Annotated in this window: 11 protein-coding genes and 1 riboswitch; of the genes, 5 read left to right on the top strand and 6 right to left on the bottom strand. The window is 64.2% G+C overall.

Annotated features, from left to right (window positions below; all coding sequences use genetic code 11):
* Positions 1–54 precede the first annotated feature (54 nt).
* A complete protein-coding gene (locus QEH68_RS18580; RefSeq protein WP_280624007.1) occupies positions 55–1,065 on the bottom strand; it encodes a WXG100 family type VII secretion target in 1,011 nt (336 codons plus the stop codon).
* Between the two features lie 210 nt (positions 1,066–1,275).
* Between QEH68_RS18580 and QEH68_RS18575 the strand changes: the two genes are divergently transcribed.
* Entirely contained in the window at positions 1,276–2,799 is a 1,524-nt protein-coding gene (locus tag QEH68_RS18575; protein ID WP_207595168.1) for a UDP-N-acetylglucosamine 1-carboxyvinyltransferase, read from the top strand.
* 132 nt (positions 2,800–2,931) lie between these two features.
* Entirely contained in the window at positions 2,932–4,128 is a 1,197-nt protein-coding gene (locus tag QEH68_RS18570) for a glutamate--cysteine ligase (RefSeq protein WP_280624004.1), read from the top strand.
* Here QEH68_RS18570 and QEH68_RS18565 read toward each other — a convergent pair.
* The 5 genes from QEH68_RS18565 to QEH68_RS18545 all read right to left on the bottom strand — a co-directional run bounded on the left by QEH68_RS18565 (position 4,125) and on the right by QEH68_RS18545 (position 8,577).
* Positions 4,125–4,769, bottom strand: a complete 645-nt coding sequence (locus tag QEH68_RS18565; RefSeq protein WP_280624001.1) for a hypothetical protein — start codon at positions 4,767–4,769, stop codon at positions 4,125–4,127. The two genes, QEH68_RS18570 and QEH68_RS18565, sit on opposite strands and share 4 nt — an antisense overlap.
* Positions 4,770–4,779: 10 nt before the next feature.
* Positions 4,780–5,988 (bottom strand): O-succinylhomoserine sulfhydrylase, encoded by a 1,209-nt coding sequence (locus QEH68_RS18560; protein ID WP_280623999.1) that lies wholly within the window; start codon positions 5,986–5,988, stop codon positions 4,780–4,782.
* Positions 5,989–6,399: a rhodanese-like domain-containing protein gene (locus QEH68_RS18555; protein WP_159708158.1), complete on the bottom strand. Its 411-nt coding sequence runs from the start codon at positions 6,397–6,399 to the stop codon at positions 5,989–5,991.
* Complete coding sequence (locus QEH68_RS18550; RefSeq protein WP_144649207.1) at positions 6,396–6,662, bottom strand: DUF1737 domain-containing protein; 267 nt, start codon at positions 6,660–6,662, stop codon at positions 6,396–6,398. Before QEH68_RS18550 ends, QEH68_RS18555 begins: the two co-directional genes overlap by 4 nt.
* Positions 6,663–6,675: 13 nt before the next feature.
* Positions 6,676–6,787, bottom strand: a riboswitch (SAM riboswitch).
* Positions 6,788–6,873: 86 nt separating this feature from the next.
* A complete protein-coding gene (locus QEH68_RS18545; protein WP_280623992.1) occupies positions 6,874–8,577 on the bottom strand; it encodes a SulP family inorganic anion transporter in 1,704 nt (567 codons plus the stop codon).
* A 154-nt stretch (positions 8,578–8,731) separates the two neighbouring features.
* Here QEH68_RS18545 and QEH68_RS18540 point away from each other — a divergent pair, with 154 nt between their 5' ends.
* From QEH68_RS18540 to QEH68_RS18530, 3 genes are read left to right on the top strand one after another with little or no spacing between them, the layout of a single operon-like run.
* Positions 8,732–10,060 carry an NtaA/DmoA family FMN-dependent monooxygenase gene (locus QEH68_RS18540; RefSeq protein ID WP_348537381.1) on the top strand — a complete coding sequence of 443 codons (1,329 nt, stop codon included), beginning with the start codon at positions 8,732–8,734 and terminating at the stop codon, positions 10,058–10,060.
* A complete protein-coding gene (locus tag QEH68_RS18535) occupies positions 10,060–11,676 on the top strand; it encodes an aromatic amino acid ammonia-lyase (RefSeq protein ID WP_280623988.1) in 1,617 nt (538 codons plus the stop codon). The genes QEH68_RS18540 and QEH68_RS18535 overlap by 1 nt, the downstream gene beginning before the upstream one ends.
* The gene (locus QEH68_RS18530; RefSeq protein ID WP_280623986.1) at positions 11,670–12,734 is read left to right on the top strand and encodes a cysteine synthase family protein; all 1,065 of its coding nucleotides are present in this window, start codon (positions 11,670–11,672) and stop codon (positions 12,732–12,734) included. Before QEH68_RS18535 ends, QEH68_RS18530 begins: the two co-directional genes overlap by 7 nt.
* Positions 12,735–12,813 lie beyond the last annotated feature (79 nt).

Here is a 12,813-nt window from a genome sequence, read left to right as displayed (position 1 = left end):
TGCGGCCAGCGGAAGTCCGCGGCCGTCGTCGGGTGTTTGATTGGCGTTGGAACCTCACGACGTAGTCCTCGACTCGTCATTGAACTCCGGATCCTCGCCCGGGGCGGGCTCGGCATTGTTGGCGTCGCCGGTCTGGTCCATGGGGACCTCGTTGGAAGGGTGGGGCAGCAGGTCCTGTCCCACCACCACAGTGTCGCCGTTGTTCACGGCTTCTTCGATCAAGTCCGCAAGCTCCTCAGCGCTGGCATCCGGGTTGGCTATGGCCACGTTGCGGCCCACCTCATTGTTGTACAGATCCATGGCTTCGCGGGGCGCGGGGTTGCCGGGGAGTTGCTCGTGCGCCGTGGCGTAGTCCTCCGCCCAGTCCGCGCCGAACTCCTTGACCATGAGTGCGTTCCAATATGCGTGACGGAAGGCATCGTTCTGGTCATCGTTGCGGTCGGCGCTGGGGAAGCGGTCGTCGGCAGTGCTGAAGGCGTCATCATGAATGTCTTTGAAGGCGTTCATCTCGAAAGGACCCAGCCCGTTGAGGAGTTCCGCTTCCTTCTCGGTGACCTCCCTTTGGTCAACCACGAAGCGCAGGGGGTCCCAGTCCCCGGGCCACATGGTGGTCTCGGCGTCGCTGACCTGGTATTCGTCCAGGATTTCCTGCGGTGTTGGCTGGTCGGGGTTCGGAATGGCCGAGGTTTTGGTGGTGGCGTCGTTCCCGGTGTTGGTGGAATTGGCGGAGCTGCTGCCGGAACCGCCCGAGCTGCTGCCGGAACTGCCTGAATCAGCACTCCCCTCCGTGGACGCGGATGACTGCTGGTTGGCATTGGTGAGCACGGACTGTGATGCCTCTTCCAGGCCTCGCGTAGTCCTCTCCAGCAACGGCCGCAGGCGGCCCTGCCAATCTGCGGCAAAACGCTTGGCATCCTGGCCCTGCCAGCCGCCGCCTTGGCCGGTCATGCCATGGCCGATCAAGGAGTCGAGTTCCCGGGCCCGGCTGGTCAGCAATGACGCACCGTTGGCCAAGGCCTTGGAGAGTGCTTTGAGTTGGTCGACGTCGGCGCCGTAGAAAGGCATGTTTCCCCCTGAGCTTTCCCTCCATGGTTTGGTATTGTCCCCCGGGCCGCAATGGGGACTTCTGCCCGGTGGCGGCTGAGGGAAAGCGTTCGCCTGCGGCGACCGGTTACCGTCGTGCTCTATATCTCACGGATCGGGTATGGTGTGACGTTTACCGCTCAAACGGCGTTTTGTGTGGGACTTCTAGCTCACCTGTGATATTTCTTGGATATGACGCAACCTACCGCTGAACACGTAGGCCTTCTGCTCCGCAACGCCCGTGGCGAAAAAGGATGGACGCAGGGGCAGTTGGCTACCGCGCTTGGAACCAGCCAGAGCGCGATCGCCCGGATGGAGCAAGGTAAACAGAATCTCAGCCTCCGGATGATCGAACGGCTTGAGGCAATATTCGGCCGATCAATCGTCAAAGTGGGCAAGCCACAGATGACCCACCTCCGGGTGGAGGGCGGCAGGACCCTGTCCGGCGAAGTGGATGTCAACAGCAGCAAGAATGCCGGCGTGGCGCTTTTGTGCGCCAGCCTCATCAACCGCGGAACCACCACGCTGCGCCGCTTGGCCCGCATCGAAGAAGTCAACAGGATTGTTGAAGTACTGACCTCCATTGGCGTCGAATGTACCTGGCTCAACGGAAGCGACCTCCGCATCCGCAGGCCCGAAGTTTTGGACCTTGGGTCCATGGACGTGGACGCCGCCCGCCGTACCCGCAGCGTCATCATGCTGCTGGGGCCGCTCCTGGACGAGACCAGTGAGTATTTGCTGCCCTACGCTGGTGGCTGCGACCTCGGAACGCGCACAGTGGAGCCGCATATGCAGGCCCTGCGCCAGTTCGGGCTTGAGGTCGAAGCGAAGTCCGGGTTCTACTCCGTAGCTGCGCCCCCGGCCGATGACCACCACCGTTCCTTCGTCCTCACCGAACGTGGCGACACCGTTACTGAGAACGCCATCATGGCCGCCGCGCACCGCGAGGGCACCACCGTGATCCGCAACGCCAGCCCCAATTACATGGTCCAGGACCTCTGCTTCTACTTGCAGGGCCTGGGCGTTGAAATCGAAGGCGTAGGCACCACCACCCTGAAGATCACTGGCCGTTCCGCCATTGATGTGGAGATCGAGTACTTCCCGTCCGAGGACCCCATCGAGGCCATGAGCCTGATCACCGCGGGCATCGTGACCAACTCCGAGGTCACCATCCGCCGGGTTCCCATCGAATTCATGGAGATCGAGCTGGCTACGTTGGAGCAGATGGGCCAGAACCTCGAAATCTCCGGCGAATACATGGCACGCAATGGCCGGACCCGTTTGGTGGACGTCACCACCAAGCCTTCCGAGCTCCGCGCGCCGCAGGACAAGATCCACCCCATGCCGTTCCCGGGCCTGAACATCGACAACCTGCCGTTCTTCGCTGTGATCGCGGGCAACGCCGAGGGCCAGACCATGATCCACGACTGGGTCTACGAGAACCGTGCCATTTACTTGACGGAACTCAACAAGCTGGGCGCCCAGGTGCAACTGCTGGATCCGCACCGGATTTACGTCAACGGACCCACTAAGTGGCGCGCTGCCGAAATCGGCTGCCCGCCTGCCCTGCGCCCTGCCGCCTGCTTGCTCCTGGCAATGCTCGCTGCCCGGGGCACGTCCGAGCTCCGCAACATCTACGTGATCGAGCGTGGCTACGAGGACCTGGCCGAGCGGTTGAACACCATCGGCGCCAAGATTGAGTACTTCCAGGACTAGGCTCCACGCTTAGCCCGCGCGCCCGTTCCCGCCATCCGCCCCAGTTCGCTCTGGTGCGGATGGCGGGAAGGTGCGGCCCTCGCTGCCCTTCCAGCCACTGTCCTCCACCGGCCTCCTGACGCAGAATGGAGCATGCGGACTTTCGGGGTCGAGGAAGAGCTGCTCATCGTCCATCCTGTGACGGGAGAGCCCCTTGCCCTCGCGGATGCGCTGCTTGCGGGCCGCCACCAACCCGCATCCGCAACGAGTCTCAGCCACGAACTCAAGCTGGAGCAGATCGAAACCCAGACCCGCCCCTGCCACAGCTACGGTGACCTTCTGCATCAGATCCGCCGCGGCCGGGCTATGGCCAACGAAGCAGCCCGGCAGCACGGAGCGCGGGTTGCCGCAATCGCTACCTCTCCGCTGGATTCGAACACCCACACCACCCCGGATCCCCGCTATGCCGCGATGCTGGATCGCTTCGGAATCATCGCCACGGAACAATTGACGTGCGGATTCCACGTGCACACCTCTGTCGAATCCCCTGAGGAAGGCGTGGTGGTGCTGGACCACATCCGGGACAAACTCGCCGTGCTCACCGCCCTCACCGCCAACTCACCCTATTGGCGCGGCCTTCCCACCGGGTTCGACAGCTACCGCACCCAGGCATGGAACCGCTGGCCCACTTCTGGACCGTCCGGCGTGTTCGGATCACTCACTGCCTACCGACGCATCGTGAATCGGCTGTTGGAAACAGGCGTGATCCTGGATGAGGGCATGATTTACTTCGACGCCCGCATCTCCCGGAACCACCCCACCGTGGAGGTCCGCGTAGCCGACGTCTGCCTGCGCGCCGAGGACGCCGCGTTGATCGCGGTACTGGTGCGGGCTTTGGTGGAGACCGCTTCCTTGGAAATGCTCGACGGCGTTGAGCCCACCGCGGTGCCCACGGCACTCCTGCGGATGGCGAGTTGGCAGGCCAGCAATGCGGGGTTGCGTGGAGATCTCTTGGACTTCGGTGATTTCCGGCCCCAGCCGGCGGCGGACGTCGTCTGGGCGCTGGTGGATTATGTGAGCCCAGTGCTGGATGACCAAGGCGAATTGGAGCTGGTCAAAGCGGGGATCTCAGACCTGTTGGAGCGGGGGAACGGCGCGGACGAGCAACGGGAAGCGGCGGTGCGTTACAACAACAGGCAGCGCGGCAGCCAGAACCAGCCGGGCAGTCCACCCACCAGCGCAGCCCTGGCCGCCGTCGTCGGGCATGCAGCGAAGGTGACGGTTCGCGGAACCTCCGCCGACGCGCACAAGGAGCCCGCGCCGATGCTGACCAGGGTCAGGAGGCCTTAGGATCGGCCGGCCGGTTCTTCCCACGCCATTAGGTAGGCGCCAGTGAGACCCTCCACCAAGTAGAAGCAGAACGGCGGGATGTCCTTTTTGGCTACCAGAATGGCGCCGTAGATAGGTGCGCTGACCGAAGCTGTGACGCCGATCCAGCGTTTTGTGGGTAAGGAAAGAAGACTCCCACCCAAGGCGGCCAACGCCACCACGTGCAACCCGGAATACGCCAGGAAGGGCGCGTTGGATCCCCGGCGATAGGCAAAACCTTCGAGGTCTGAAGCCCGCCGGGCGAGGCTGGAGACGAAGAATGGGGCGCCGGCGAGCAACGCGGCGGCGGCAGCGTAAGCCCACTTCTTCGCTTTCCCACGCGTTGCGCCGGTGTCCGGGACGGAGTGCGTACCCGGTACGGCGTCCTTTCCCGGAACGGCGCGGGCAAAGGCAGCGAATCCAACCGGCACGGCGACGGTCCCCACGGCGGTTAGGTGCTGGCCCACGATCCAGCCGCGCCGTCCGGAGGTCAGCATGCGCAGGCGTTCGGCATCGTCCGGTGTGATGTAGACGCGTGAGACCGGCGAGATTCCCACGAACCACACCACCGTGCCGGCAACGATGACCGCTCCGGCACGGCGATAGGGATGGTTCCCGCTCATGGCAGCAAGGTTAGACCTGTTTGAGGGCCTTCTCCAGATCCAGGATGAGATCGTCCACGTCTTCCAGTCCTACCGACAAGCGGACCACACCGTCGGTGAGTCCGATCGCGGCCCGGCCCTCAGGCCCCATGGCCCGGTGGGTGGTGGTGGCGGGGTGGGTGATGAGGGATTTGGAATCGCCCAGGTTGTTGGAGATGTCAATGACGCGGAGGCCATCGAGCAAGGCGAAGGCGGCCTCTTTGGCTGAGCGCCCGGCCGAAGGAGACAGCTCGAAGGTCAGCACAGTGCCGCCGGCCTTCATCTGCTTCGCGGCAAGCTCGTACTGCGGGTGGGACGTGAGCAGCGGGTACTTGACCCAGCTGATGGCAGGCTGCTGCTCGAGCCACTCCGCGATCTTCAAAGCGGATGCCGAGCTGTGGTTCACCCGCAGTCCGATGGTCTCCAAACCCTTGGTCAGCACCCAGGCGTTGAACGCGGAAAGGGAAGGGCCGGTATGGCGCATGAGTTGCTTGACGGGACCATCGATGAACTCTTTGGTGCCCAGGATCGCGCCGCCGAGGACACGGCCTTGGCCATCGATGTGCTTGGTGCCGGAGTACACGATGACGTCCGCGCCCAGCTCACCGCAGCGCTGCAGGAGGGGAGTGGCGAACACATTGTCCACCACGACAGTCGCCCCGGCAGCATGCGCCAGTTCGCTGACGGCGGCGATGTCCACGATCTCCTGCATCGGATTGGAGGGCGACTCAAAGAACACGGCGGTGGTCGGTTCCGAGAGGGCTTCGCGCCACTGCTCCAGATTCGGGCCGTCAACGAACACCGTCTCCACGCCCCAGCGGGGCAGGATCTCGTTGAGGATCACGAAGCAGGAGCCGAACAGCGAGCGCGCGGCCACCACGCGGTCGCCGGCAGCCAGCAAGGCACCCAAAGCGGTGAAGACCGCGGACATGCCGGAGGCTGTCGCAAAGCACGCCTCGGTTCCTTCGAGCAGCCGCAGCCGCTCCTGGAACGTGGCGACGGACGGGTTGCCGTAGCGGGAGTAAACGAAGCGTTCGTCCTCGCCGGTAAAGGCACGTTCGGCAGCGGCAGCCGATTCGTAGACAAAGCCGGAGTTCAGGAAAACGGGCTCGGACGTTTCCTGGAAATTGGTGCGGTCAAGGCCACCGCGAACGGCCTGGGTGTCAGGGCTCCAGCCGGCGGCGTCGGGATTGAAAGTCACTTACTCGGTCCCCAGATTCGTCGGCAGGCCACGGTTCTTCCAGCCGTTTACGGTGCGCTCACCGTAGCGGTCCGGTTCGCCTTCGAAGCCCTCAAGGACGTTGTACGCCGTGAAGCCGGCCTGTGTTGCGGCAATGGCGGCGGAGATGGAGCGCTGGCCGGAGCGGCAGATGAACACGAGCTCCACGGCGTCATCCTCGGGTGCCTGCTGCTGCAGGTCCTCGATAAAGCGGGAGTTCGGGATACCGCCAGCCAGGTTCCACTGGATGAACAGGGGATCGTTCTCGGTGGCTTTGGTGTCGGGTATGCCGATGTGGGCCCACTCGCCCTCGGTGCGCACATCCACCAGGATCGCGCCTTCTTCGAGCTTGGCCCACGCGTCCTGTGGGGTCAGGTCACCTGCGTAGCTCATGCGTGGCCCTCGAACGCTTCTTCATCGTCGTAATTCTCAAGTTGGTCCACTGCGTTGGCGACGGCGGCATCAGCATTGGCGATCGCCGCAGGCAGCACAATGGCTTGGGCCACGATGACGTCCGTGCCGTTGAAGGTGGCTGCCGGGCTGCCATGGAGCACATAGCCTTCGGCGAGGGAGTTGTGGATACGCTCGCAGAAATCGCGGTTATCCGGGCCTGTAATCAGGCGGTAGGAGAGTTTTTCTTCAGTGGGTTCAGGCATTGCTGGTGCTCCTCAGTCACGCTTGCAGTTCGAGTTGTCGATACGCCGAGTAGTCACCTGAGGCACCCCGCCGGAGAGAGGGTTGCCGACCAGCAAGTCAGGGCTTTGCGCTGGTACTCATTACTCAAGAAAAACGTAACATCCACGGGCGTCGGGCTGCACTTGCGGGCGGCTGCACCGTCGTCATGTTGCGTAATCGGAGGCTGATCCACTATCGGTCCTTGAGCTCCCGCACTGCCGCGCCGACAGTGGGGTAGAAGTGGTCCGGCGTAAAACGGGCCGCCGTGCCGAGGCGGATCAACTTGTCCTTCACGGGCCCTTTGAGCTCGGCAAACACCAGATCCACTCCTTTTCTGGCCAACCATTCGTCCAGGGTTACCAAGTCATCCAAAGCTGTGGTGTCGATCCCGGTGATCGGTTCGGCGGCAAGGATGATGTGGGTGACGGGCTCCGCGGACTCGTCCGGGGCCTCGTCGAGTTGCTCCCTCACGAAGCTCGCCAGGACCTGTCCGTTGCCGAAGAACAGGGGTGCATCAAACCGGAGGATCAAGAGCCCGGGGATGCGCTTGCCCTCGGGGTGGCGTTCAAGGTCGTGATACCCGGGAAGGCCTTCCTCTGCGCCGAGTTCGGTTCTGTACGGATCCCATGCCCTGCGGACAAAGTCCAGGAGTGCCAAGGCGATGGCCACCACGATTCCCTGGAGGACACCCACCGTCAGCACTCCCAGGAACGCAGCCAGCATCACCACGGACTCGCTGCGGCTCAGCCCCAGGAGCCGCCTGACGCCGGCAGGATCTGCGAGGGCAATGGCCGCGGCGATGACGACGGCGGCCAGGGTTGCCGACGGCAGGTACTCGGTTACTCCCGGAGCCAACAGCATGAACGCCAGTACCAGCACGGAGCCCACCACGCCTGTCATCTGGGATTTTGCGCCGGCATCCACGGCTACCGGTGTCCTGGAGGTACTGCCTGAAATGGGGAATCCACCCAGGAGGCCTGTAGCGGCATTGGCTGCTCCAAGCGCTGCCATTTCCCTGTTTCCGGAGACCTTCTTCCCTTCCTTGGCTGCCAATGTTTGAGACAACACGCCAGTGTCAGCGAAAGCCATGAGCGCGATGCCCGCGGCGGCGGGGAGCAGCATCAGGGCGTCGGCCCAGCCAATACCCCCGAGTGCGGGCATGGGCAGGCCCTGCGGCAGGACCCCGGTGACCTTCACGTCGTCGTTGAGCCCGAAGACCGCCGTCGCCACGCACGAGCCAACCACCGCCAACAGGACGCCGGGTACCTTCCACTTCAGGAGCCGGGGGATCCAGATGAGCGCCAGCGACCCCGCTCCCAACAACAGCGCGGTGATGTTGACCTCACCGCCAAGTAACCCGGTAGTGACCTTCGCGAGCTTTTGCCAGACGTCGCCGTCGGCCTCAATACCCAGAAACGCCGGGAGTTGCGAAAGGGCCACCAACAGTGCGATTCCGTTGAGGTACCCGAGCCGGATGGGTTTGGACAGCAGGCCCGTGATGGCTCCCAGTTTCAGTGCCGAGCCCGCAAGCATGAGCGCCCCGATCAACACGGCCAGCAAGCCGGCCAGCGCCACGGATTTTTCGCTGCTTCCCGCTGCCAGCGGCACAATGGCCGCGGCGATCATAGTGGCCAGGGCAGAGTCGGGTCCCAGGACCAGAATGCGGGAGGGCCCCACCACCGCATAAACCAGCAGCGGGACCACTGTTGCGTAAAGCCCGGTGACCGGGGGAAGCCCTGCTGCCTGTGCATAGGCCATCCCGGCGGGCACCAGCAAAGCAAACAGCGCAGCGCCCGCAACGAGATCGTGCCGCAGCCATTCACGCTTGTAGCCCTTGAGGGCCCAGGCGCTGGACAGTCGCTCCTTGGCGGAGGGGCGGGAGGTTGCTGCACTCATACAGCGATCATTCCCGACCCCTGCTGATTGTGGAACACGACATACGCCTTATGTGGAAAATACGGACCGTCTCCGGCCGCGTTCAATTGTGACGCCCCGGGAGCATAATTGACCCAGTACGTCCTCCTGTAACTTCGCATGAAATCAGGTCGCGGTGAACGGACAGAGCAGTTCTACACTCAAGCCCATGCTGCATTTTGGATGGTTTGTGGGCCATGGATTCGGTGTCCAGGGGTGGGGGACGCCCGGTTACGGCCTGGGCTACGACTGGAAGAAGCCAGCCCTGTACCAGGACGCAGTCCGGGCGTTCGAACAATCCGGGTTGGACCTCTTCATCATCGAGGATTCCCTCACCGTGCCGGACACGTATGGCGGATCGGCCGAAGTGTCCCTGGCTCATGCCTCCTTTGCGCCGAAACACGATCCGCTGGCGCTGGTCCCTTACCTGCTCTCCGCCACCGAGCACCTGGGAATCGTGCCGACCGTCAGCGCCTCGTTCTACCCGCCCTTCACGGCCGCCCGGCTTTTGGCGACGTTGCAGCACTTCTCCGAGGGCCAGTTGGGCTGGAACGTCGTCACGTCCGGCAGCGACCTCGCCGCCCAGAACTACGGGTTGGACCAACAGATTGAACACGACCTTAGGTATGAAAAAGCGGAGGAATTCGTCGACGTCGTCAGGCGGCTCTGGCGGAGCTGGGAACCGGGCGCGGTCCTTGAGGACGTCTCCGCAGGGGTGTTTGCCGACCACACCAAGGTGCACCCGATCAATCACCAGGGTGACTTCTTCAAGGTCCGCGGTCCACTGAACACGGCGCCGTTGCCGGAGGAACCCGTGCTGGTCCAGGCTGGTGCGTCTCCCCGGGGCAAGGCGTTCGCCGGTGGTCATGCTGATGTGGCCATTGCGTTGGCCCGTGGTGTTGACGGCATGAAGTCCTACCGTGACTCGATTCGCGCGGAGGCCGCCAAAGCCGGCAGGAACCCCGACGACGTCAAGGTGCTTTTTGTCCTGAAGCCCACCGTGGTTGGTTCTGCTGCCGAAGCCGAGGAGCTGCGTGCCCAGCGTCGTGAGCTCACCCAGCGCGATATCGACAGCCAGCTCAACTCCATCTCCTACCTCTCGGTGATCGACTTCAAGCAGTTCGACCTGGACGCACCCCTCCCGGAGCTGAGCACCAACAGCAACCAGGGGACGTTGGAACACTTCGCCAAGGCGGCGCCTCCCGGGTCCACGCTGCGCGAGATCCTGCAGGCCAGGAGCGGTGGGGCGGGGGATTCGATCATCGGCACGGTGGACGAGATTGCCGACTATCTTGAGTCGACCGGCTCCGAGGTGGGTGGTGACGGGTTCCTCTTCTCCGGCTTCGTGGACCCGGTGACAGTGCACGGTGTCCTGGATAAGCTCACCCCTGAACTGCGGCGGCGGGGCCTGTTGAGGAAGAGTTACGGCAACGGCGGGTTCCGGCAGAATCTCCTGGACTTCTGATGGTGTCTTCCGAACCGCCGACCTTGGTTATTGGAACGGCTCCGGTGCGTGCTGCCGACGTAGCACTGGCCGCCTCCAACCCTGCGTTTCACGTGGAACTCAACCACGATGCGTTGTCTTTGATCGGTCGCTCCCGCGACGTACTGGAACGCACCGCCGCCTCCGGGCAGCGGGTTTACGGACTCAATACGTTGCTCGGGTCCGGTCGGGACACCGCTGTGGAAGAGAAGTCGCTCCTGGCCTATCAGGTCCAGGTGGTCAGGTATCACAACAGCGGAGTGGGCTCGTATCTGGACCGTCCCGCTGCCCGCGCAGTGATCCTGGCCCGACTTGTCGGTTTCAGCCGCGGCGGTTCCGGTGTGCGGCCCGAAACAGCAAACTTCTATGCAGGACTCCTCAACCGCGGCGTCCTGCCCGCCATCCCGCGCGAAGGGTCGGTGGGATCGTCGGACCTCACCCAGCTGGCCGCCGTCGCCGCCGTCGCCATCGGTGAGGGCGAAGCCTTCAACGCCGACGGCACCTTGGTTCCAGGAGCCAAAGCGCTCGCCGATGCCGGCCTTCAACCCCTCGTCCTCGCGCCCGGCGAGGCGCTTGCCTTGGTGAGCGCCAACGCGTATTCCGTCGGCGCCGGTACCCTGGCGTTGCTGCAATTGCAGCAGCTGGCCCGGCTGGCCGACGTCGCGCTTTCCCTCTCGCTGGAGACCATCGCAAGGTACGACGGCGGCGGGAACCTCAGCCCGTTTTCGCCGGCCATCCAGGCGGCCAAGGCTGTAAACGGCCAGGGTGATTCCGCGGCAGCTGTGCGTCACCTGCTCAGTGGTGGCTGGTTGGAAGATGTGCGGCCCGAGGTGTCGGTGCAGGATGCATTGTCCTTCCGGGCCGCACCGCAGACGCACGGGGCGTTTCGATCCCTGGTGGCGCAGTTGAGTGCTGCGCTGGAGGTGGAACTGAATGGTCGCGGCGACAATCCGTTGGTTGATGTCGAATCCGGGCTCATGCTGTCCGGCGGGAACTTCCAGCCGATGCAGCTGGCTCTCGCATTCGAGGCCCTGAGGGTTGCGTTGGCGCACGTGGGGATTTCCAGCGAGCGGCGCATCGCCAAGTTGTATCCGCCGCAACGGGCCATCCGGGCCAAGCACTTGCAAGCAGCATCGACCCAAGCCTCGGCTGAGCAGTCCGGGGCCGGAGCGGAATTCAACCCGGCCTCCGCGCTTGCCCAAGAGGAACTGCCCGGGCTGTTGTGGTACTCCGCGGCCGGGCTGTTGGCCGAACTCAAGTTCCTGGCTGCCCCGGCCACCCTTGGCGCCCCAACCTTGTCCGCCGACGTCGAGGACCATTCAACACTGGCCCCCTTGGCCCTCCAGCAACTCGAAAGGTCGGTGGAGGTGCTGGAAAAGTTGTTGACGATCGAGGCCCTGACGGGGTCCTATCTGCTGCTCGAAGCTGGAGCTGCACAACCGCTCGGGAAGGGAACAGGCGTCGTCGTGGGTCGACTCGCTGATGTACTGGCCGACAGGCCATCAGCGCCGGATCTTGTGGAACGGGCGCGGACTGAACTGCGCGGCGCCGTGGATCAGGTTCTACTGGAGGCTGAGGAATGGGGTGGGGCGTGGTGAGTACGGCGATTCGTCGGCAAGGAGCTCACGCAGCGGCCCGGCTGCCGGACGGGTTGGACGCCTCGGTCCTGGACAAAGTGGGCAACACCCCGCTGGTGCAGCTGGATTCGCTGGGCCGTGGACTGGGCAGCGCCATCCATATCAAACTTGAGTCCGAAAACCCCGGCGGTTCCATCAAGGACCGCACCGCACTTAGCATGGTCCGGGCGGCTGAGAGGTCCGGGGAGCTGAAGCCGGGAGCCACTATCGTGGAGAGCACGTCGGGCAACACCGGGATCGGCCTGGCGCTCATCGGCCACCTGACCGGACATCCCGTGGTGGTGGTGACAGGCGACACGATCTCCGAGGAGAAGCTCGCTGCGCTGCACAACTACGGCGCCCGCGTGATCCTGACCGATTGGAATGCCCCCTCGGAATCGCCGGAGAACGCCCGGGCTGTTGCAGCGCGGATTACGGCCGAGACGCCCGGTGCCTGGCGGCCCATGCAGTTCGACAACCCCGCCAATCCCTTGGCGCACTATGAAACCACCGGACCCGAAATCTGGGAGCAGACGGGTGGCCTGGTCACGCACTTCGTCGCGGGCATCGGAACGGGCGGGACCATCAGCGGGAACGGGCGGTTCTTGAAGGAACAGGCAGCTGCCCTGCGCCCGGGCGGCCACCTGGAAGTTGTTGGCGCCGACCCCTACGGCTCTGCCTACAGCGGCGGCCGTCCCGGCGAGATCCTGGTGGACGGAGTGGGTAACTCCTGGCCGGAACCCGAGTGGCCCAAAGCTTTCGACCGTTCCATCGTGGACCGATTCCTCCGCATCCCCAACGACGAGGTTTACACCACCGTTCACCGGCTCCTCGAGGAGGAAGGGCTCGCGCTCGGCCCGTCCTCAGGGCTCGCCGTCGCCGCCGCCATTCGGGTGGCGCGCGCCGCGCCTCACGGCTCGGTGGTGGTTGCCATAGCGCCCGACGCCGGAACGAACTATATGAGCAAGGCTTTCAACCCGGTGTGGCTGGCAGAGCACGGCATCCGGCTCGCCGCCGACACTCCCGCGGCCCGCGAGTAGGACCCTCTCTCACGTCCCTCGGGTTTGGGGCGGACCCTCTCTCACGTCCCTCGGGTTTGGGGCGGACCCTCTCTCACGT

The sequence above is a fragment of the Paenarthrobacter sp. OM7 genome (assembly GCF_029873575.1).
Taxonomy (GTDB): Bacteria; Actinomycetota; Actinomycetes; order Actinomycetales; family Micrococcaceae; genus Arthrobacter.
The sequence above is the reverse complement of the archived record's forward strand: the minus strand, read 5'-3'. Positions and strand labels throughout refer to the sequence as shown.

Coding starts and splice junctions, on each gene's coding strand:
- QEH68_RS18545 (WP_280623992.1), bottom strand. CDS start 8,577: ATGAGTGCAGCAACCTCCCGCCCCTCCGCCAAGGAGCGACTGTCCAGC.
- QEH68_RS18550 (WP_144649207.1), bottom strand. CDS start 6,662: ATGCCTGAACCCACTGAAGAAAAACTCTCCTACCGCCTGATTACAGGC.
- QEH68_RS18580 (WP_280624007.1), bottom strand. CDS start 1,065: ATGCCTTTCTACGGCGCCGACGTCGACCAACTCAAAGCACTCTCCAAG.
- QEH68_RS18555 (WP_159708158.1), bottom strand. CDS start 6,399: ATGAGCTACGCAGGTGACCTGACCCCACAGGACGCGTGGGCCAAGCTC.
- QEH68_RS18575 (WP_207595168.1), top strand. CDS start 1,276: ATGACGCAACCTACCGCTGAACACGTAGGCCTTCTGCTCCGCAACGCC.
- QEH68_RS18565 (WP_280624001.1), bottom strand. CDS start 4,769: ATGAGCGGGAACCATCCCTATCGCCGTGCCGGAGCGGTCATCGTTGCC.
- QEH68_RS18570 (WP_280624004.1), top strand. CDS start 2,932: ATGCGGACTTTCGGGGTCGAGGAAGAGCTGCTCATCGTCCATCCTGTG.
- QEH68_RS18535 (WP_280623988.1), top strand. CDS start 10,060: ATGGTGTCTTCCGAACCGCCGACCTTGGTTATTGGAACGGCTCCGGTG.